We start from the raw sequence: 21,567 nt of genomic DNA, 5'->3' as shown, positions 1-21,567 counted from the left end.
TGAAAAACTTAAATAAATATTATTTATTTACAGGAATTCTTAAAAATATTTCTGTTCCTATAGAAAGAACATTGCTGTTTAATTTATTCCAAGCTTTTATTTCTGCTATATCAATATGGAATCTTCTTGCTATAATCCAAAGAGTATCCCCAGATCTGACATGATACATTATATCTTTATATTCATAATCAGGCGGCGGCAAAGATTCAAAATAAACGAATTTACCTTCTCTTATTCTTTGCTGTTCTTCTTCATATTGTGCCAAATCCACCTGTTTAGCATTATCAAGACCTTGAATAGGAATCATTACTTGCTGACCTATATTGAGACTTCTTGATTTTAATTTATTTATTTCTACTATGGCATTTATAGGCACACCATAAAATTTAGAAAGATGAGAAAGAGTTTCATTCATTTTTACTTCATGTCTTCTAAAAGTAACTCTTTCTGAAGCAGGTATTTTAGCAAAAGTTTCATTAAATTTATTTCCCAATCCTTCCGGAACTCTTAAAGGATATCTAACCATACCTGGAGGCGTTACTCCTCTTGCTAAATGAGGATTTAAAGCTTTTAAATCTTCAGTATCAACATCTATCATCTTGGCTATAACGGATAAATCAGCAGCATCATCAACATAAACTAAATCACCTTGAGGGAATACTACTTTAGGCTTATTTACTTTAAAACCAAATTTTTCAGGATTTTTAGCTATTATAACAGCAGCAACATATTTAGGTATATATTCCTCAGTTTCTTTAGGAAGTACGTCTGCTGCTAGTAAATCCTCAAAATCATTGCTTTTTACTTCTCTTATGGCTTTTGATATTCTTCCTCCTCCTGCATTGTATGCAATTAAAGCTATCACCCAAGATTTAAAGTTTTTATCGAGTCTTACTAAATGATCTGCAGCTGCTTTTGTAGAGCGTTCCGGGTCAAATCTATCATCAGACCAATAATTAACTTTAAGATTATATATAGCACCTGTCATAGGCATGAACTGCCAAAGTCCGGCAGCACCTGCATGAGAAACTGCCTGAGGATTGAAATCGCTTTCTATTATAGGCAAGTAAACTAAATCTTCAGGTACTCCTTTTTCTTTAAATACTTCTTTTATATAAGGAAGATATATTTGGGATCTGTCTATAATTTTTTGCATATAGTTTTTCCAGCTTCCTTGATATCTATTTATATAGTATGAAACTCTATCGCTTCTAAAATTATTTACATCAAAACCTCTAAGCTCTACAACTTTTATATCGCGTCCAAGTGATTCCCCAAAAATACTAAGTTCGTATAAATTTACACCGTCTAATGCTTTTCTTATATACATATCAAAAGTGTCGCAAGAGTTTGCAAATAACATTATTATTATGAGTAAAATAATTATTATATTCTTTTTTATGTTTCTAATAATAAACCTGCCTTAAAATTATTAATATATTTAACATTATTATTTAAAGATTTTCAAGTTATTTTTACATTTTAAAATCGGATATTATGACAAATAAATTTAACTTATATGAATAGAGTAGAGATGCTGCAATTTTGTGAATTTACATAGTTAGTATTAAAAACACATTCTATGGTTTTTATTTATAGTAATTTTTTATATATTGTTTTAGTTTTAAATAAGATAATAATATTTAAATAAAGGATAGTCCCAATAATTAATAAACAAAATTAGTTTAGAAACAACTATATTAATAAAAAAATATATCATCTAAAGAATTTTTTATCTAAATATTCTTTTGAAAGTCTTAATACAAAAGGTCTTCCATGAGGACAATTTGTAAGTATATTTTCTTCTTCGAGTAAATCAAGCAATGTCTGCATATCACTGTTTGAAAGTTTATCTCCAGCCTTAGGAGAATATTTGCATGATATAGTAGAACAAGTATGCTTTATTACTTTTTCTAAATTGTTATTATCTCCTTTTGAAATATATATATCCAAAATGTCTTTTATTATTTTTTCTATTTTTTGGTTTCTAGGAATATATATTGGTATATCTTCTATTATAATGCTATGTTTTGAATTAGTTTCAAATTTTATACCTATTGATTCTATTGATTCTTTTGAGGCATTTAAAATATCTATTTCATAATCTCTATACTCAATTTCGCATGGTATAAGAAGTTTTTCATACTCTATTTTTTTTGACATAAGAGTTTTGTATATTCTCTCATAATTAAGCCTTTCATAAGCGGCATGCTGATCTATTATATACATTTCTCCGCCTCTTTCAGCTACTATGTATGAAGAAAATACCTGTCCTATGGCTCTTGTGTACTCTCCAAATTCCATATTATTAGTATTAAAATTATTATTATTTAAATTTATTTCTTTATTAATATTATTTTCTTCTATTATATTTGTTATATTGCCGTTATTATTTAAATCATATTCTCTATAGCTGCTATTTGAATAGTTTATATTATCATATTTTTTTTTATTTGATGATTCAGTATTATAATTTGAAGTATTATATGTATTGTAATTATTATTCTGTATTGGAAAAGTAGGGGTTATATCTTTATCAATATCTATTTCTATATTAACAGAATCTAAATTGTTTCCTGAGTTTATATTATTTACTATAGTATTATACAGTATACCTGATATTTCTCTTTCATTTTTTATTCTCACTTCTTTTTTGCTTGGGTGAACATTCACATCTATTTTGCTGCTGTCAATATTAATGTATAGGAAAAAGAATGGATATCTCTCTTTAGGTATGGCATTAGAGTATGCATTTTTAATAGCATAAGCAAGAACTCTATTTTCTATAGGTCTGTTATTTAGAAATATAAAATTATTCTTTCTTATAGATTGGCTTATTTTAGAATTTGAAAATAAACCGTATATTGATACATCATCTTTTTCTATTTCAATTTCTATTAAATTTCTAAATATATTGCTGTCAGATAAGTAATTTTCTATTCTTTCTTTTAGAGTATCTGCTTTTATATATGAACTTACAACTTTACCATTATTTTTAAGTTTCATAGAAATATTAGGCTGTACTAATGCTTCCATATCAAAAACTTCTTTAACTAGGAAAAATTCTCTTGAAATATGTTTAAGAAATTTGTATCTTGCAGGTATATTAAAGAATAGATTTTTGGCTATAATTTTCGTACCCTGTGAAGCAGCAGCAGGTTTATGTTCTATTATCTTACCTCCTTCTACTAGTATTTTTCCTCCATTGCTTTCTTCTACACTTTTTGAAACAATTTCTAAATTTGTAACATCGGATATAGATGCTAAAGCCTCTCCTCTAAAGCCTAATGTATATATTGAATCCAAATCTTCTATAGAATGTATTTTACTTGTAGCATGATGAGTTATAGCTAGAGGAAGTTCATTGAATCTTATTCCGCTTCCATCATCTTCTACTATCATAGATCTAATACCGGCTTCTTCTACTGAGACTTCTATATTTGAAGCTCCTGAATCTATTGCATTTTCTAATAATTCTTTAAGCATAGATGCAGGTCTTTCTATAACTTCTCCGGCAGCTATACGATTAGCTACAGATTGCGGTAATTTTATAATATTTTTAATCATAATATTGATATTCTATCATAAAAACTAATAAAAAGATATAAAAAATTATATATACATAATATAGATGTATGATATGTTAATATATAGAAATATGATTTTTTTTGTAACCATATAATAGTAAAGTATCTATTTAGTTCATTTATTATTTATAATTACTAAAATAATATACTATTACTATTTATAATAAAAAAAATTAATATTTAATTGAATTTAATAAAAAAATGTACTATAATAAAAGCAACACATTAATATTTTACGTTTAAATATGAATGTGAAAACTAATAATTCTTTGGAGATTAAAAATGTCTAGAAAAATAGTAATAGCAAGTGCCTGCCGTACAGCAATAGGAAGTATGGGCGGATCTTTAAGTACAGTTCCAGCTGCTGAACTTGGTGCAATAGTTATAAAAGAAGCTTTAAATAGAGCTAAAGTTGCTCCTAATCAAGTTGATATGGTATATATGGGTTGTGTTATACAAGCATCACAAGGTCAGAATGTTGCTCGTCAAAGTTCTATAAAAGCAGGCTTACCTGTAGAAGTACCTGCTATGACAATAAATGTTGTTTGCGGTTCAGGACTTGATGCTGTAAATATTGCTGCTAATATGATCGCTGCTGGAAATGCTGATATAGTAGTTGCAGGCGGTACTGAAAATATGTCATTAGCACCTTATGCACTTAAAAAAGCTCGTTATGGTTACAGAATGGGTAATGATACAATAATAGATACTATGGTTAATGATGCTCTTTGGGATGCATTCAATAACTATCACATGGGTATAACAGCAGAAAATGTTTGTGATGATTGGAAACTTACTAGAGAAGAATTAGATGCATTTGCTGCTAATTCTCAGCAAAAAGCCGTTAAAGCTCAGGAAGCTGGTGCTTTCAAAAAAGAAATAGTACCTGTAACTATTAAAACTAAAAAAGGCGAGATAGTATTTGATAAAGATGAAGGTCCAAGACCTGGAACTACAGTAGAAAGTTTAGCTAAATTAAAACCTGCATTCAAACCAGACGGCGGAAAAGTTACAGCTGGTAATGCTTCTAGTATCAATGACGGAGCTGCTGCAGTAGTAGTAATGAGCGAAGAAAAAGCTAAAGAATTAGGTATTAAACCTATGGCTACTTGGATTGCAGGCGGTTTAGGCGGTGTTGAACCTAGAATTATGGGTATTGGACCTGTTGCTGCTACTAAAAAATTATTAGCTAAAACAGGATTAACTATTAAAGATTTCGATATCATTGAATCTAACGAAGCTTTCGCTGCTCAGTCAGTTGCAGTTGGTAAAGAATTAGGTATTGATGTAGAAAAACAGCTTAACCCTAATGGCGGAGCTATAGCTTTAGGACACCCAGTAGGTGCTTCAGGCTGCAGAATTTTAGTTACATTACTTCATGAAATGGAAGCTAAAAATGCTAAAAGAGGTCTTGCTACTCTTTGTATCGGCGGCGGTATGGGCTGTGCTACTATAGTAGAAAGAGAGTAGTATTTTTTTGTTTATTAAATATAGATAGTGTTTAGTCTGATTTATTAATGAAAATAACTTTTAAATAATTAAGGTTATTAATTTATTAGCCTTTGTATTATTTCTTCAATACAAAGGCTAGTATATAATATAAAAATTATGGGTTATGATAATATTTTAGTGATAAGGAGAAAAAATGGAATTCATTAAATATGAAGAAAAAGGTATGATTGGTATTATAACCATAAGCAGAGAAAAAGCTCTTAATGCTCTTAATTCTCAGGTTTTAGATGAAATCGAAAAAACTTTTGATTCTGTAAATATTAATAATATAAGATGTTTAATATTAACAGGTGCCGGCGAAAAATCTTTTGTTGCTGGTGCTGATATATCTCAAATGAGTACATCTAGTAAAGCAGAAGGTGAAGCTTTTGGTAAAAAAGGAAATGATGTATTTAGAAAAATAGAAACTTTTCCTATTCCTGTAATAGCTGCTATTAATGGATTCGCTTTGGGCGGAGGATGTGAAATAGCTATGAGCTGCGATATTCGTATTTGTTCTGATAATGCTATATTTGGTCAGCCTGAAGTAGGTTTAGGAATTACTCCTGGTTTCGGAGGTACTCAAAGACTTCCTAGAATAGTTGGAGTAGGTATGGCTAAACAGATAATTTATAGTGCTAAAAATATTAAAGCTGATGAAGCATTAAGAATAGGACTTGTTAATGCTGTTTATCCTCAGGCAGAACTTATGGCTGCTGCTGAAAAATTGGCTAATACTATAGCTGCTGCTGCTCCTATAGCTGTAAGAAATTGTAAAAAAGCTATTAATGAAGGCTTACAAGTTGATATGGACAAAGCTATCGTTATAGAAGAAAAATTATTTGGCGATTGTTTTGAAACTGAGGACCAAAAAGAGGGTATGAAAGCTTTCTTAGAAAAAAGAAAAGTTGAAAAATTTGTTAATAAATAATAAAATATTTAAAGCTATAAATCTAATGATAATAAAAAATAAATTTTATAAATTAGTTATAGCTGTAATAATAAAAATTAAGGAGTTATAAAATGAAAGTAGGTGTAATTGGTGCTGGTGCTATGGGTTCTGGTATAGCACAAGCTTTTGCTCAAACAGAAGGTTATGAAGTTTATTTGTGCGATATAAAAGAAGAATTTGCTGCTGGCGGTAAAGAAAAAATTGCTAAAAGTTTTGCTGGAAGAGTAGCTAAAGGTAAAATGCAGCAAGCTGATGCTGATAAAATTTTATCTAAAATTACTACTGGTTTAAAAGAGATTTGTAAAGATGCCGATTTAATTATTGAAGCTGCTTTTGAAAATTTAGAAGTTAAAAAAACAACATTCTCTGAATTACATAAAATTTGTAAATCTGATTGTATATTCGCTTCTAATACTTCTTCTCTTTCTATTACAGAAATAAGTTCAGGAATAGGAAGACCTGTTGTAGGTATGCACTTCTTTAATCCTGCTCCTGTTATGAAATTAGTTGAAGTTATTTCAGGACTTAATACTCCTAGAGATGTAGTTGAAAAAATCATTAAAATATCTCAGGAAATAGGAAAAACTCCAGTAGAAGTTAATGAAACAGCTGGTTTTGTTGTTAACCGTATACTTGTTCCTATGATTAATGAAGGTATTGAATTATATTCTATGGGTATTGCTTCTGCTGAAGGTATTGATAATGCTATGAAATTAGGTGCTAATCACCCAATGGGTCCTCTTGCTTTAGGAGATTTAATAGGACTTGATATAGTTCTTGCTATTATGGAAGTTCTACAAAGAGAAACAGGTGATCCTAAATACAGACCTAGTGCTTTACTTAGAAAAATGGTTAGAGGCGGATTGTTAGGACAAAAAACAGGAAAAGGTTTCTACGATTATACTAAAAAATAATATTATTTTTATTAGTTTATATCAAGATGCGGGTAAGATATATTAATTATCTTCCCGTATTTTTTTATTTGAAATTAAAATATTAAAAATCTGAATAATTAAAAAAGCTTCAGTAACTACTATTATATCCTAATAAATGCTAAAATTAAATTTGATAATGAAAAAAATATTATGGTTGATAACAATATTAATTATTTAAAAATATACTTGTAATTTATAAGAAAAATAAGTAAAATAAGAAAAAATTATTATAAGAATTATATTATTTAATAATATTTAAATTTTTTATTATATTATATATAATAAAAGTATATTGAATAATAAAAATGGGGATAAAGTATGAAATACAATGAAATAAACAATGAGGGTATAGAAAAATTAATGGATATATTCTATGCCAGAATTAGAACAAATGAGCAATTAGGTCCTATATTTAATGGGGCAGTTGGTATTGATGATGCTTCTTGGGAAAGACATAAAGAAAAAATAGCAAAATTTTGGAAAACTATGCTTTTGAATGAAAGGCTATATATGGGAAATCCTGTACAGCCTCATATTAACTTACTTCCTTTTGACATTAAACTTTTTGATGTTTGGCTTGATTTGTTTAAAGAATGTTTGAATCAAGTATTTGAAGAAGATGCTGCTGAACATTTCTATGAAATTGCTTGTAATATAGCAAGAAATTTCAAGGCTGTATTATTTCAGCAATAAATGTATTTCAAGGTAAGGGATAATTTCATAATTATTTTATTCCTTTACCTTTATACATTTGATATATTTTTCCTGATTTTTGCCAATATGGATATAAATTTATCTTTATCTTCATGATTCAATTCTTTTACTATATTTCCTAAAACTTGATTTTCATAATTTTCTATAATAGGAAGATCTTTTTTAGCTTTATCTGTAAGGAATAATGAAAAAGCTCTTTTATCTAGCTTCTTTTCTTTTCTTATTATGAAATATTTTATTTCCAATTTGTCTATCATCGCTTTAACAGTATTCTGATCTTTATCAAGTCTTAATGATAATTCTTTTTGTGATATTCCTTCCTCTTTAGCAAGCTCCTTTAATACTATTAACTGTTCGGGTGTAATATCAAATCCATTTATTTGTTTGCCTATATACTGATATATTTTTCTTGCAGTATAACAAATATCATATCCTATATTTTTAATATTATACTCCTTATAAAATATGCTATCATAAACTATTTTTATGATAGCATATATTTAATTTTTTGTTAATAATTATTTTTATTTTTTTATTTATTTAATTCTTTTTCAGCTCTTTCTATTAAAGAGTTTAAATATTTTTCCATATTATCTTTTGACATAATAAATGGATTTTTTTCTGTTGCTTTTAGACTGCCTGCTTTTTCTAAGTTAGCGTATCCATTATCTGCAAATAGATGTGCTGTTAATGATACTAATGCATTTTTTGAAATAGCTTCTTTTTTAAAATATTCTGCTGAAGTTTTATATTTTAATATAGAATCTCTATCTTTTGGAAGCCCTGTTCCGCCCCAAAGTATGGCAGTGTATTCTTTTCCTCTGAATTTTACAGGAAATATAAAAGAAGTGCATCCCGGTGTATGTCCTGGAGTTTCTAATATAGTGATGCTTGTATCTCCAAGCTTTATTATATCTTTATCTTTTGAATATATGTCAACTTTTGTTTTTGGAGAACGAGGTGAGTTTGCACCTGTATTTAAATTGTTCATTAAGTCTGTATCTGTTTTTGTAAGTACAACTTTAGCACTGTATTTTTCTCTCAAATAATTAGCTCCGCCGTAATGATCTCCATGTCCATGACTTAATATAATATATTTTAAATCTTTTGGATCTAATCCGAAACCTTTAATGCCGTCTTCTATGAGTTTTGCATCTCTGTTGTCCCACATAGAATCTATTAATATTAAGCCTTCTGATGTACTTATTACCCAAGCGAAAACACTCACAGAACCTATACAGTATACATTATCAAATACTTTTGTAGGTTTTAATGGAGTGTTGTCGTTTAGGTAATCCATTGGAGTTTTTTCAGCAGCAAAGACTGAAAAAATTAATATTAAATAAATGAAAAAGGTTTTTTCCAAAATGACATCAATTTTTGCCTCCTTATGTAATTTATTTGTAAATAATAGTATGTATACATATTATTGTCAATATGAATAATTCTTTTTTTATTAAAAAAATAAAAAATTATCATATTTATGATTATAATAATATTTTATATGTGGTATAATAATTAAATCTTATGCTTTGGAAAGTATTATGTTAAGAAAATCATTAATTATAATTTTTCTTTTGGTTACAGGTATTTTATATTCTCAGGAGTCTCAGGAGCCTCCTGTAAATATACCAATAATAAAGGCTATAGCCAATAATGATATTAAGACTTTACAGAAATTGATAGAAGATGGTGCGGATGTGAATGTTAAAGATGCAGAAGGGAATACTCCGCTTATATGGGCTTCTATTCTCGGATTGGATAAGATAGTGGAAGAATTATTATCAAGCGGTGCTGATATTAATATGGGTAATAGTTTTGGAAATACTCCTATAATGGCTGCTGTATTGGAGGGAAATAATGGGACTATAAGAACTTTAATATCAAAAGGTGCTGATTTAAATATTAAAAATAAAGATGGATGGACTGCTGTAATGTGGGCTTGTGTTAATGGTAATTTATCTGTTCTTAAAATGCTTGTCAATGCAAGGGCTGAGATTAATGTAAAAGATATTAATGGAAGCACACCTTTAATGGTGGCATCAGACAGCGGATATACTGATATAGTTAAAGAGCTTATAAAATTAGATGTTAATGTAAATGAAAAGAATAATTTTGGTGATACTGCCATAATGATGGGAGCTATTATTGGGGATGCATCTATTGTACGAGAATTAATTAAAGCAGGTGCAAATATAAATGAAAAAGGATCTAATGGAGGATCTGCTTTGATATATGCATCAAGGTTTGGAAGAATAGAGGTAGTGAGGGAATTATTAAAAAATAATGCAGATGTTAATATTACAGCTGATGATGGTACTTCTCCTATATTAGCTGCATGTATAGACGGACACAGTGATATTGTAAAAGAATTAATAAAAAATAATGCTGATATTAACAAACCTGATAATGTAGGATATTGTCCATTGATAGTTTCTGCTATAGAGGATCATATAGTAATAGTTGAGGCTTTATTAAATGCGGGAGCTGATATTGAAGCAGTTACTAAAGAGGGATATACGGCATTGATGGGGGCAGCTATTAGAGGAAACTTAGAAATGGCTCAGGTTTTGCTAGATGCAGGAGCTGATATAAATCATAAAGCACCTAATGGAAAAACGGCATTAAGCATGGCGGAGGAAAAAGAACAGGAAGAGATGGTGAATTTTCTGAAAGCCAACGGTGCAAAATAAAAATTGTGAGCATCCGTTAAGTTTACTTGACGGATCTTTATAGTGAACAATTTTTATGATAGTAATTTATTATTGTTGGCTATAAACTTTCTTAAAAATGTCTAACAATCTTATTATCTATTAACAAAAAATACAGTAGAAGTCATTTGGTATAGGCATGTTGTTTTATGCATATATAAGATAGCATCAATAAAATATAAAGAATTTTAATCATTCATTTTACTAAAGGTATTGTTTTTTATTTCTTAATAATATAATATTATACACAATAAAAAAATGATAGGATATCAATGTTTAAAGACAGCGGCATAACAACTCAGGATTTACTTAAATCCGTAAGACAAATAGAGATAAAAACTTCGAGAATAGTGAACTCATATTTTGCAGGGCAGTATCATTCTGCTTTTAAAGGGCAGGGTATAGAATTTGATGAAGTTAGAAAATATACTATAGGCGATGATGTTAGAGCTATGGATTGGAAGGTTAGTGCTAGATATAATGAGCCTTTCATAAAACGGTTTAGAGAAGAAAGAGAACTTAGTGTTGTAATACTTGCCGATTTTTCAGCATCCACAGATTTCGGATTCACTAAAACAAAACATAATTTGATAGTTGAGCTTAGTGCATTGCTTAGCTTTTCAGCTTTAAAAAATAATGATAAGGTGGGACTTTTAATATTTACTGATACGGTGGAGAAATTTATTCCTTTAAATAAAGGCAAAAATCATGTTCTTAGAATAATAAGAGAGCTTATAGAATTTACTCCTAAAAGCACGCAGACTAATGTTGATAGTGCCTTAGAATATTTTAACAGAATACAGAAAAGAGACAGCATCACTTTTTTGATAACAGATGCCTGCTGTGAACTTCCTAAAAAGGAAATAGATATTACGAGAAAGCGTCATGATTTTATAGTATGTTTGGTTAATGATAGGCTTGAGTATCATCTTCCTAATTTGGGCGGCACTTTGGTGTTGTCTGATTTGGAAAATGATGATTATGTTTATTTCGATATGTCCAATAAAAAAATAAGGGAAGAATATCTTAATGAGCAGAATAGAATTATGGAAGAAAGATTAGATTTTTTAAAAAGAAATTCTATAGAGCGTATAATTCTTGATACTTCTAGTGATTATGTTAATGATGTAATGAAATTTTTTGTCAAAAGAAGAAGATAATTAAATTTTAGGATTTATTATGACAAAAGATATGACTGTCGGAAGTCCTTTCAAAACTATAATATATTTTTCTATACCAATGCTTATAGGAGGCATATTTCAGCAATTTTATAGTGTTGCAGATACAATTATAATAGGTAAATTTGCAGGTTCTAGGGCTTTAGCTTCTATTGGTGCCACAACTTCAACTATGTTTTTCTTTTTATCATTTGCTGTAGGCTTTACGAATGCTTTTTCTATAGTTATGGGGCAGTTTTTTGGGGCTAAAAATGAGGTTATGATTAAAAGGACTTTTTTAAACTCCATTTATATAACATTGGGCAGTTCTTTAATACTTTTGATATTTGGTTTATTTTTTTCAAAGTATTTGATGATTCTTTTAAAGACTCCTCCTGATATAATAGAAAATTCTATAATTTATTTGAAAATATGTGTAGGCTTATCATTCGGACAGCTTTTTTATAATGGTGCTGCAAGTATATTGAGAGCTTTGGGAGACAGTAAAACTCCTTTATATTTTTTAATACTTACAACTATACTCAATATTATATTAGATTTAATTTTTGTTGTTTTATTAGATATGAATGTCGCAGGTGTTGCAATAGCTACTGTAATATCTCAAATGATTTCAGCTATTTTAAGCATACTATATATAGTGAAAAAATTTCCTATTTTAAAATTAAATAAAAGTGATATGGTATTTGAATTTGATAATTTATTTATGATAATTAAAATAGGAATATCTATGAGTATACAGGCTATATTTTTATCAATAGGAGAAATGATTATAAGCGGTGTAGTTAATACTTTTGGTACTAATGTTGTGGCATCATATACTACAGGAAATAGAATAAATCAATTTGCATCTATGGCATTTTTTGTTATTTCTGAGGCTTTTGCGGTATATACGGCACAAAATTTTGGAGCTGGTAGGATTGATAGGATAAAAGAAGGTTTCAGAAGTATAATATTACTTTCTCTATCATTGAGCGTATTGGCAGCTGTAATAATATTTTTATTTGGAGATCATTTAGTGAGAATATTTATATCTAGTAAAGATGAGTATATAGATATAATATCAGAAATATGTAAAGGATATCTGAGAATATCTTCTTTATTTTATCCGTTTTTAGGAATAATAGTTTTATATAATAATTCTGTAAGGGCTATTGGAAAAGCATTGATTCCTTTGATATCGGGAATAACTGAACTTGTTATAAAAGTTGGAGGCTCTGTATTTTTATCAATACCATTAGGATATGTTGGAATATGGTTTGCAAATCCTGTAGGCTGGGCTATAGGAATAATTCCTACTTGTATATATTTTCATAAATATGCTTTTAATAAAAAAACTAATAATATTTATTAAAATATATAATTTTATTTTCCTCTGCTGAAGAAAGATCTTATCATGAGAAAACCTCCCATCGCAGCTAAAACTATATTTGGAAACCACATGGCGATAATAGGCGGTACTTTTTTACTGCCTGCAATTAATTCTGCTGCAGTAATAAGCAAATAATATATAACAACTACTATTACAGATAGTCCGAATCCAAACCCTTTACCGCTTCTTTTTCCAACTATTCCTAAAGGAGCTCCTATCAAAACCATAAATAAACATGCAGCAGGTATAGAAATAAATTTATGAAACTCTACATAATAAAAATATGGTACAGATTCATCAATAGCTTTTTCTTTTAAAGCTTTTAATTCTGCTGAATTGGTTTGTATATATTCATTAGAAAATGAAGTTATATCAACGGCATTAGTATCTATGTTATTATAAGCATTTATTATCATTCCGTTTATTTGGTCATCAGCAGATTTATTTGCAGCTGCTTTTGAATCATTGATTTTTTTCATTATTTCCCAAGAAGGCATTTCTCTTAATCCTCTTTCATGGGAAGTCAATGTACTTACATTTCTTACAATATTGATATCCATAGAATCAAATACAGTATAATCATTAGATATAAATCCATATCCCGGCATTTCCTGTACAACACCGTCATATAAAGTTAAAGTTACCACCTGAGCATTAGCCTCATTATTTTTCCAAAGACCATATTTGGCAGTGATCACTCTTTTAGTTTCGGATCTGTCATATATTACAACATTAGACATACTTGTATCATCTGCATATTTTGATCCTATTGATAATCCCATATCTTGAATATCAGAGAACTCTAATTTCCCTACCGCAATAGAAGGTTTAATATTAACCATATATGAAATTAATGTTCTGTATCTGTAATTAGCTTCAGACATAACAACATTGTTAAAAAATAATGAAAAACAGAATGTAATAATTCCCAATATTATAATAGGTGCGTATATTCTCATATGCGGAAACCCCAAAGCACGCATTACTATTATCTCATTATCTGAGGAAAGTCTGCCGTATCCTATGATGCTTGCCATAAGTATAGACATAGGTATTGTTATTGCAATATTAAAAGGAAGCATATATACAAACACTTCCAATGACATTAATAAAGGGGCTCCATTATTTACAATAAGTCTTATTAATTCGGGCAGAAGCTGTATTACAAATATAAATGTAAAAAATAAAATACCCGCAAAGAATGGGCCTATAGTTTCAATGATTATATATTTGTTAATTTTTTTCATAATTATATATAGCTAATAAAAACTCCAAATACTAATATTGCCAATGATATATATAGTAAATAATCACATATTATAGGAGCTATTAAAACTAAAAATGCTTTTAATGAGCTTTCTATATTAAATGAGTATTTTATATTATTATAAAGTAAAATTATATAATATAACTGCAATAGCAATAAAACTGCAATTTGTATAAAATACAGATAAGAAAATCTTCCAAATATTAATGTTATAGGAAGAATAAGAATAAATATTCCATATATACCAAAACAGTTATTAATGAAAGTTGTTATATATTTTTTATCATTATTTTTAAAAAATATTGATATTGTAAGATTAATAACAGCTATTTTACCTATATTCGATATTGCAATATATGCTGCTAAACCAAATGATAATACAATTAAAGTTAATATATTGGATTTAGATGATGCTGTATATAATGCTGATATAGCTATGCTTAAAGATGCAAGTAAATATATAAATATAGAATATTCAAAATTTATAGATTTTTTTATAGCCTCTTTAGGTTTTAATATATAATAGTATATAGCTTCATGTAACTGCATTAATTTACTCCATTATAATTTGGAATATAAATATACATAGGCACACCAATATATTTTGTATTCATTATTTCTTCATAAGGAAAAGGAATACTAGATTTTGGCTTAATAGTTTCTGATATATTCGCAAAGAATAAATTCAGCACATCATTTTTTTCTTTAGGTTTATCTATTATATAAGGCTCTTCATCCTCTATTCCGCCCATTTTGGCAGCTTCTTTTACAGCATCATGTAAAGTTCCTATAGAATCTATAAGCCCTATTTCCAATGCTTTTTTTCCGCTGAATACTCTGCCGTCAAATATATCTTCTCTATTACCTTTTATTTTATCTCCTCTTGACTGTTCAACAACATTTGTAAACTGTCCTACAAATTCATCTGTCATATCCTGCCAATATGCAAGCTCATCTTCTCTAGGTGCTCTGAAAGGAGACAGAGAATCTTTATTTCTGCCGCTTTTTATAGTATACATTTTTATTCCATACTTGTCCATCAATTCTGATATGTTAAAGAATTGAGATATAACGCCTATACTTCCTGTGAGAGTAGATTCATTAGCATATATTTTATCTGCTATCATTGATATATAGTATCCGCCGCTTGCCGCCATTGATCTGAAAGATGCCACTATTGGTTTAGGATATTTTTCTTTTAATTCCTGTAAATATTTTAAAGCCTCTTCACATGAGGTTAAAGAACCTCCGGGACTATCAACCTGAAGTACAATAGCCTTAACTTTCGGATGCTGCATATAATATTCAAAATCTGAAATAAGCTCTTCTGTTACTGAAGGATATTCCATACCTAAACTATTCTTTCTTTTTATATGAGTTATAACTCCATTTAAATCTATTATTGCTATTCCATCTTTCAAAGCATTTTTTGATTGTATAGAAGAATTAATATTTGATGATATATTAATATTTTCATTTTTTAAAAATATACTTGCAGCTCCTATAATTATTGATATTATTATAAGTAATGTAAATATTAACTCTCTTTTGCTGCTTTTTTCTTTTTTGATTTCGTTCTTTTTATCTGTGAGGCATTCTTTTTCGTTACTGTCTTCTTGATTCTCTTTTTCTTCTTCGTATGACATTTTGCTTTCTCCTTATTATCTTCTATTTCTGTATTTTCTATATTTTCTACATTGTTATCAGAAATATTATTATTCTCATTATTATTATGTGATTGTTCTATATAGAAATGTTCCATATATAGGCATACAAATATTACAGGTTCTCTGCCTATTATCTGAATAAATTTTTTGCGTAGAGCTTCTCTTACTTCATATTTTATAGTAGAAGGCGTTTTTTTATTTCTATTTAATAACTTTCTAACAGCTTCTATTGCTGAGTTTATTCCTTCTTCTCTTAATTGTTCAGTTTTATTGATAATGCCTTCTTTTTCTCCGCCTGTATATGTAAAGCCTTTACTCTCTAAATCAACTTTTATATCATACTGTCCTGCAGCATTTTTCTTAGCTACAACATTGGCAACTACTACTCCGTTAAGAGATAATTGCTCCCTATCATAGAATATACTTTCCTCTAAATCTCCTACACCTTTTCCATCAACATATATATTTCTTATCTCTATAGGATCTGTGATTTTTGCTTCTAAAGTTTCATCTATTTCAAGTACATTTCCATTATAAAGCAGGAATCCTTTAGTGTCTAATCCATTTAAATTTTCAACTAATTTTATATGGCTAATTAAATGTCTTTTCTCACCATGTATAGGAATAAAATATTTAGGTTTTACTAGTCTGTACATTAATTTTAAATCTTCGCTAGAAGCATGTCCTGATACATGAAGAAGTTTTTTATCTTCGCCTACCATTTTAGCACCAAGATCAAACAGATTATTTATCATTCTAGTAACTGCCATTTCATTTCCCGGTATAACGCTTGATGAGAATATAACCATATCCCCGTCTTCTACTTTTATATGTTTATGAGCTTCTGCTGCTATAAGCGATAATGAGGAATAAGGTTCTCCCTGAGTTCCTGTAGTTATGCATACTATTTTTTCTCTAGGATATTTATTTATTTTGTCTATTGGTATAACTATATCATATAGATTTAGATATCCCATATCCTGAGCAATTTTAGTAAACTTTATTAAACTTCTTCCAGAGAATGCTACAAATTTATTATTAACTTTTGCAGCGGTTACTAAATCCTGTATTCTTTCTATGCTGCTTGCAAATACGGCAACAATAATCATTCCGTCTTCATAAGCGAATAGGGGAGTCATATTATTTTGGACAACGCTTTCACTCATAGAAAATCCTTCTCTCTGACAGTTTGTGGAATCTGCCAGCATAAGAAGAACTCCGTTTTCTCCGTATTCAGCGAATTTATAAAGATCTATAAATCTATCAGTAGTTGGGTTTAAATCTATTTTGAAATCACCTGTATGTATTATAACACCAAGAGGCGTTGTTATTGCTACACCAACTCCGTCAGGTATGCTATGGTTTACTCTTATAAATTCTATATCAAAATTCATTCCTAATTGTATTTTATTTCTAGGTTCAACTTCATGTAATTTTGCATCTTTATATTCATTTTTATAATCATTTAATTTAGCTCTTAAAAAAGCCAAAGTAAGTCTTGAACCGTATATAGGAATATCAGGAAATTTTCTAAGGAAATGAGGTATAGCACCTATATGATCTTCATGACCATGAGTAAGTATAAGTCCTATTATATTTTTATCTTCTAAATATGAAGTATCAGGAATCACATAATCTATACCTAGCATATGATATCTTGGAAACATAAATCCGCAGTCTACTATTAGAAGTTCATTTCCATATTCTATAACTGTCATATTCATACCTATTTCCTGTACTCCGCCAAGAGGTATGATTCTTATTTTATCATTATTATTCATTCATTAACTACTTTATATTTAAATTACTATAATAAAATTCAAATTTATTTTTTATTTTAACTATAATCAAAATTAAGTCAAGTTATAATTTTAATAGATAAATTAGTTTGATATTATAATGCGTAAACCATATTCAGATTTACGCATTAAAAATATATAGTCAGAATATTATAATAACTATTGCTGATTATTTAATATCATTCCATTTTTTATTATAAAAATATTTTTTCCGTCAGAGACTATTGATAAAGCATCTTCCTGATTATTATCCATAGCCGATACATAATCATATCCGCCGAATTCTCTTCTTATAGAATTATTTTTATTCATTATAAAGTAATAATGTTTTCCAAGTCTTTCTCCTGTAAATGCAAATGAATCTCCTAAAAACTTAAATGAAGTTATTCTGTTATAAGAAGGACTTTCAAAGTCATTAGCTATTATATATTCTCTACCATTCATAGAAGCATTATAAACCAAACTATTATTTGTAGAGAAATATATATCATTTACTTTATCAAAGTTTCTAGGAAGCCTTCTACCATTAACTATTAAAAATGATACATTATTTGTCTGTGCTGAGTATGCGAATATTGTACTGTCAAAAGAGTATTTATAATTATGTATCATATCATAATTAGTAGTCATATTGCCGCCTACATACAACTGCATGGTGTTATTAGTATTAATATTGATAAATACTAATGTTTTACCGTCAGGTGAGAATGACATATTAGTTACTGAATTAAACTCTCCATAATTTCTTCCATTAGCTATAACGCTTGTCATTATAAATTCATTACTGATAATTGAATTTGTAAATTCTGGTGCTGCTGGAAGTTCTGTTAATTCATTGTATCTTATATTTGTTATTACATTTGTTACAACCATTAAAGCTATAGTATTGGATTGTCCTTTTACTGTTATACCTTCTTCATTTGTATAGACACTGATATTTGAAAGATTATAATTTGTTACAGTTGTTGTATTGGTAACTATTTCATTAGTCATATTATTAGCATTTGTAATAAAATTATTTGAAATTGAATCATTTGAACTAATCATATTTGTTGAATTAGTATTTATTTCAGGCATAGCTTTTACTGCATAAGCTATACTATTATTATTGAATGAAGCTAAATCATCTACTAATCTGAAACTCTCACTATCAGTGCTTCCTGTAAATATAACAGCATTTCCTTCATTTTCTATAACATATACTATATTGTTTCCGTCATTTGAAAATTTAAGTCTGTCTGCTTTGGCTGATACCTGTTTTTCTTCTCCATTAATATTAACAAAATACTGTCCGTCTCTTGAATAAGAAAAAGCGTAAGAATTATCATTAATAACACTGTCATATAATTCAGAATACTGCACTTTAGCTTCTCCATTAACAACAGCCACTCCATAATTCATTAATCTTGTAAATATTATAGAATTATTTCCTGAGAAAATTTCTCTCTCTATAGAATCAAATTCCTGTTCAACATTTCCATATATTAAAACCCACATATCTTTACCAAGAGAAGTTTTCAGCATAGTTGCAATTAAAGTTCCATTAGGAAGTATTTTTATACTGCCGGCATCTTTATAGCCTGTTAATCTGGCATTTTTATATATTATATCAAAAGTTTTTCCAGAATTAGCAGTATTTTTTTCTATTATTACCGCATAATTTGTTTCTGATAAAATATATGAATTATTTAGTTTTTCTCCGATTTGAAATGTGTATATTTGAGTGAAGCCTCTTGCACATAATAAAAGAAATACTATAGATATAATGTATAACTTTTTCATAATAATTCCTGCTGCTAATATTATATATTTTTTTATATATTCGGAACTATTATACTCTAAAATTAATAATTATGTATAATAATATGCTTAAAAAAAATAAAATTTTGACGAATATTTTTCAGAGTTATTTTAAATTTGGAGGCTATATGAAATACTGCTATATCATTATAATCATTTTTACCATACTTGTATCATGCAAATCTGCTGAAAAAACTGTTTCTATCAATAATATCAATTTTAATGAAGGCTGGGTTAATGAGAATAAATTTATAGCTACTTCTATAGGATATCCTAATGGTTATGCAGTAACCAAAGATGAAATTGAAACAAGTGCTTTTAATGCAGCATTAGCATTATCAAAGGTAAAAATAGAAAATGCTTTTGCAAAAGAACTTCCAAATAATAAATTTGAAAATGATGAATTAAAAAATATAGTAGAAAAATATATAAAGGTAGAATATTCAAGTTTTGTTGATGATAGATATTGTCAGATAAAGACAACTGTAGAATATAATAACTTATTAGGGCTTCTTAGAGATGGGAATTTAAAAAAATTTTTAAATTAGCTTTACATTTTTTTTACTTTTATCTGTTTATAAAGTTTTAATAAATAACTATATTAAAAAAGGGGAAGATGTATGAGTCTTAGAAAGTTTTTATTTTTGGTAGCTATAGTTCTTTTTGCAGCTAGCTTATTCCTATTCGCTCAAGGAAAAGTTGATTTAGCTAAAGTACCTGATGGTACATATTTAGGAAATTACAAAGCTACTTATAAAACAAGACAAGGAGACTATCAAGCTAAAGTTACTGTTGCAGGCGGTAAATTAACTAAAGTTGTGTTAACAAAATGTGCACATAGTTCTGGACCTGCAAGAGGAAAAGCTGCTTATGATAAAATGATCGCAGCTAACAATATTTATGTTGATGGCGTAAGCGGTGCTACTTGGGCTGCCTTAGTAGAAGATGCTTTAACTAAATTAACTCCTGCTAAATAATTAAATTAATAAGAAATTTACTAACCCTAGCGTATCTAATATTTTTAGATACGCTTTTTTATATTTTCAAATTATATTTTTTTCATTTTATATTGATACTTCTAGTATATCTATTATAATTTTTAGCAATTATTAATTTTATTGCATTTTGATTAATTGGATTATTTTATATGAATTTAGAAAATAAATTAAAATCTTCAATATTAGGTCTTGCTGTAGGAGATGCTTTGGGGGTACCTTATGAATTTATGTCAAGAGATATTATTAAAAAGAGTCCTTGCGAAGATATGATTGGAAACGGTACTCATAATAAAAAAGCTGGTACTTGGTCTGACGATACTAGTTTAACATTATGTTTACTTGATAATTTGAATAACAAAGATATAAATTATAATAATATTATGAATAGTTTTATGTTATGGTATGATAATGGAGAGTATACTGCTGACGGAAATACATTTGATATAGGAATAACAACAAGAGAGGCTATAAATAATTATAAAGATGGAAAAAATCTATAAAATGCGGATTGTATGATGAATACAGTAATGGTAATGGTTCTTTAATGAGGATACTGCCAATAGCATTTTATATAAAGAAATATTTTGATTGTGAATTATTTGAAAATAGTGAAGTAATAGAAATAATATATAATGTTTCTTCATTGACTCATTCTCATAAAAGAAGTTTGATAGCATGTGTAATATATACTTCTATAGCATTAAATTTAATAAATGACATGAGTATTGAAGAAGCTATTAGTAAGGGATTAAAAGATTCTTATAATTATTATAAAAATGAAAAAGAGCTTGATTATTATAAAAGAATATTTGATGCTGACTTTAAAAAACTTTATGAAAAAGAAATAAAAAGCAGCGGATATGTTGTTCATACATTGGAAGCTTCTATATGGATATTATTAAATACTTTAAATTATAATGATGCTGTATTAAAGGCTGTTAATTTAGGAGATGATACTGATACTACTGCAGCAGTTACCGGCGGACTTGCAGGTTTATATTATGGTATGGATAATATGCCAAGTAAATGGATTTATGCTTTAATTAATAAAGAATTGATAATGAATATTTGCAGTAAATTTTTTGAGTAATTATATTTA

At 28.2% G+C, this 21,567-nt stretch carries 20 protein-coding genes; 11 read left to right on the top strand and 9 right to left on the bottom strand.

The features are described from left to right. Nucleotides 1–19: 19 nt before the first annotated feature. Together BFL38_RS04490 and mutL are read right to left on the bottom strand one after the other, a co-directional pair. Nucleotides 20–1,363 carry a LysM peptidoglycan-binding domain-containing protein gene (locus BFL38_RS04490; protein ID WP_069725920.1) on the bottom strand — a complete coding sequence of 448 codons (1,344 nt, stop codon included), beginning with the start codon at nt 1,361–1,363 and terminating at the stop codon, nt 20–22. 353 nt (nt 1,364–1,716) lie between these two features. Further along, complete coding sequence (mutL, locus tag BFL38_RS04485; RefSeq protein ID WP_069725919.1) at nt 1,717–3,567, bottom strand: DNA mismatch repair endonuclease MutL; 1,851 nt, start codon at nt 3,565–3,567, stop codon at nt 1,717–1,719. 302 nt (nt 3,568–3,869) lie between these two features. Here mutL and BFL38_RS04480 point away from each other — a divergent pair, with 302 nt between their 5' ends. The 4 genes from BFL38_RS04480 to BFL38_RS04465 all read left to right on the top strand — a co-directional run bounded on the left by BFL38_RS04480 (nt 3,870) and on the right by BFL38_RS04465 (nt 7,658). Further along, the gene (locus tag BFL38_RS04480) at nt 3,870–5,057 is read left to right on the top strand and encodes an acetyl-CoA C-acetyltransferase (RefSeq protein WP_069725918.1); all 1,188 of its coding nucleotides are present in this window, start codon (nt 3,870–3,872) and stop codon (nt 5,055–5,057) included. Between the two features lie 175 nt (nt 5,058–5,232). Further along, nucleotides 5,233–6,009, top strand: a complete 777-nt coding sequence (locus BFL38_RS04475; protein ID WP_069725917.1) for an enoyl-CoA hydratase-related protein — start codon at nt 5,233–5,235, stop codon at nt 6,007–6,009. A gap of 92 nt (nt 6,010–6,101) precedes the next feature. Continuing rightward, nucleotides 6,102–6,944, top strand: coding sequence for a 3-hydroxyacyl-CoA dehydrogenase family protein (locus BFL38_RS04470; RefSeq protein WP_069725916.1), 843 nt, complete (start codon nt 6,102–6,104; stop codon nt 6,942–6,944). A gap of 339 nt (nt 6,945–7,283) precedes the next feature. After that, the gene (locus BFL38_RS04465; RefSeq protein ID WP_069725915.1) at nt 7,284–7,658 is read left to right on the top strand and encodes a group III truncated hemoglobin; all 375 of its coding nucleotides are present in this window, start codon (nt 7,284–7,286) and stop codon (nt 7,656–7,658) included. 50 nt (nt 7,659–7,708) lie between these two features. On the opposite strand, the gene BFL38_RS14605 is transcribed toward BFL38_RS04465, so the two are convergent. Both BFL38_RS14605 and BFL38_RS04455 read right to left on the bottom strand, forming a co-directional pair. Further along, nucleotides 7,709–8,044, bottom strand: coding sequence for a MarR family winged helix-turn-helix transcriptional regulator (locus BFL38_RS14605; RefSeq protein ID WP_256097204.1), 336 nt, complete (start codon nt 8,042–8,044; stop codon nt 7,709–7,711). A gap of 167 nt (nt 8,045–8,211) precedes the next feature. Then, nucleotides 8,212–8,979: an MBL fold metallo-hydrolase gene (locus BFL38_RS04455; protein ID WP_069726060.1), complete on the bottom strand. Its 768-nt coding sequence runs from the start codon at nt 8,977–8,979 to the stop codon at nt 8,212–8,214. Between the two features lie 244 nt (nt 8,980–9,223). On the opposite strand from BFL38_RS04455, the gene BFL38_RS04450 reads away from it, so the two are divergent. The 3 genes from BFL38_RS04450 to BFL38_RS04440 all read left to right on the top strand — a co-directional run bounded on the left by BFL38_RS04450 (nt 9,224) and on the right by BFL38_RS04440 (nt 12,919). Continuing rightward, nucleotides 9,224–10,372: an ankyrin repeat domain-containing protein gene (locus BFL38_RS04450; RefSeq protein WP_069725913.1), complete on the top strand. Its 1,149-nt coding sequence runs from the start codon at nt 9,224–9,226 to the stop codon at nt 10,370–10,372. Nucleotides 10,373–10,662: 290 nt separating this feature from the next. Continuing rightward, the gene (locus tag BFL38_RS04445; protein WP_069725912.1) at nt 10,663–11,550 is read left to right on the top strand and encodes a DUF58 domain-containing protein; all 888 of its coding nucleotides are present in this window, start codon (nt 10,663–10,665) and stop codon (nt 11,548–11,550) included. A 19-nt stretch (nt 11,551–11,569) separates the two neighbouring features. Next, nucleotides 11,570–12,919 carry an MATE family efflux transporter gene (locus BFL38_RS04440; RefSeq protein WP_069725911.1) on the top strand — a complete coding sequence of 450 codons (1,350 nt, stop codon included), beginning with the start codon at nt 11,570–11,572 and terminating at the stop codon, nt 12,917–12,919. 11 nt (nt 12,920–12,930) lie between these two features. Here BFL38_RS04440 and BFL38_RS04435 read toward each other — a convergent pair whose 3' ends face one another. The 5 genes from BFL38_RS04435 to BFL38_RS04415 all read right to left on the bottom strand — a co-directional run bounded on the left by BFL38_RS04435 (nt 12,931) and on the right by BFL38_RS04415 (nt 19,452). Beyond that, nucleotides 12,931–14,184 carry an LptF/LptG family permease gene (locus tag BFL38_RS04435; RefSeq protein ID WP_069725910.1) on the bottom strand — a complete coding sequence of 418 codons (1,254 nt, stop codon included), beginning with the start codon at nt 14,182–14,184 and terminating at the stop codon, nt 12,931–12,933. Between the two features lie 2 nt (nt 14,185–14,186). Then, nucleotides 14,187–14,753, bottom strand: a complete 567-nt coding sequence (locus BFL38_RS04430) for a hypothetical protein (RefSeq protein ID WP_069725909.1) — start codon at nt 14,751–14,753, stop codon at nt 14,187–14,189. After that, a complete protein-coding gene (gene sppA, locus BFL38_RS04425) occupies nt 14,753–15,850 on the bottom strand; it encodes a signal peptide peptidase SppA (RefSeq protein ID WP_176720543.1) in 1,098 nt (365 codons plus the stop codon). The genes BFL38_RS04430 and sppA overlap by 1 nt, the downstream gene beginning before the upstream one ends. Next, nucleotides 15,742–17,652: a ribonuclease J gene (locus BFL38_RS04420; protein ID WP_069725908.1), complete on the bottom strand. Its 1,911-nt coding sequence runs from the start codon at nt 17,650–17,652 to the stop codon at nt 15,742–15,744. The genes sppA and BFL38_RS04420 overlap by 109 nt, the downstream gene beginning before the upstream one ends. A 177-nt stretch (nt 17,653–17,829) precedes the next feature. Beyond that, a complete protein-coding gene (locus BFL38_RS04415) occupies nt 17,830–19,452 on the bottom strand; it encodes a TolB-like translocation protein (protein ID WP_069725907.1) in 1,623 nt (540 codons plus the stop codon). 146 nt (nt 19,453–19,598) lie between these two features. On the opposite strand from BFL38_RS04415, the gene BFL38_RS04410 reads away from it, so the two are divergent. The 4 genes from BFL38_RS04410 to BFL38_RS15405 all read left to right on the top strand — a co-directional run bounded on the left by BFL38_RS04410 (nt 19,599) and on the right by BFL38_RS15405 (nt 21,558). Continuing rightward, complete coding sequence (locus BFL38_RS04410) at nt 19,599–20,018, top strand: hypothetical protein (protein ID WP_069725906.1); 420 nt, start codon at nt 19,599–19,601, stop codon at nt 20,016–20,018. Between the two features lie 72 nt (nt 20,019–20,090). Next, nucleotides 20,091–20,447 (top strand): FMN-binding protein, encoded by a 357-nt coding sequence (locus BFL38_RS04405; RefSeq protein ID WP_069725905.1) that lies wholly within the window; start codon nt 20,091–20,093, stop codon nt 20,445–20,447. Nucleotides 20,448–20,617: 170 nt separating this feature from the next. Then, nucleotides 20,618–20,968, top strand: coding sequence for an ADP-ribosylglycohydrolase family protein (locus tag BFL38_RS15410; RefSeq protein WP_256097198.1), 351 nt, complete (start codon nt 20,618–20,620; stop codon nt 20,966–20,968). Between the two features lie 8 nt (nt 20,969–20,976). Then, entirely contained in the window at nt 20,977–21,558 is a 582-nt protein-coding gene (locus BFL38_RS15405) for an ADP-ribosylglycohydrolase family protein (protein ID WP_256097197.1), read from the top strand. Nucleotides 21,559–21,567: the final 9 nt, after the last annotated feature.

This window comes from Brachyspira hampsonii (genome assembly GCF_001746205.1).
In the GTDB taxonomy this organism is placed as follows: Bacteria; Spirochaetota; Brachyspiria; order Brachyspirales; family Brachyspiraceae; genus Brachyspira; species Brachyspira hampsonii_B.
Note: the sequence above shows the minus strand (reverse complement) of the source record. Positions and strands in the feature narration are given on the sequence as shown.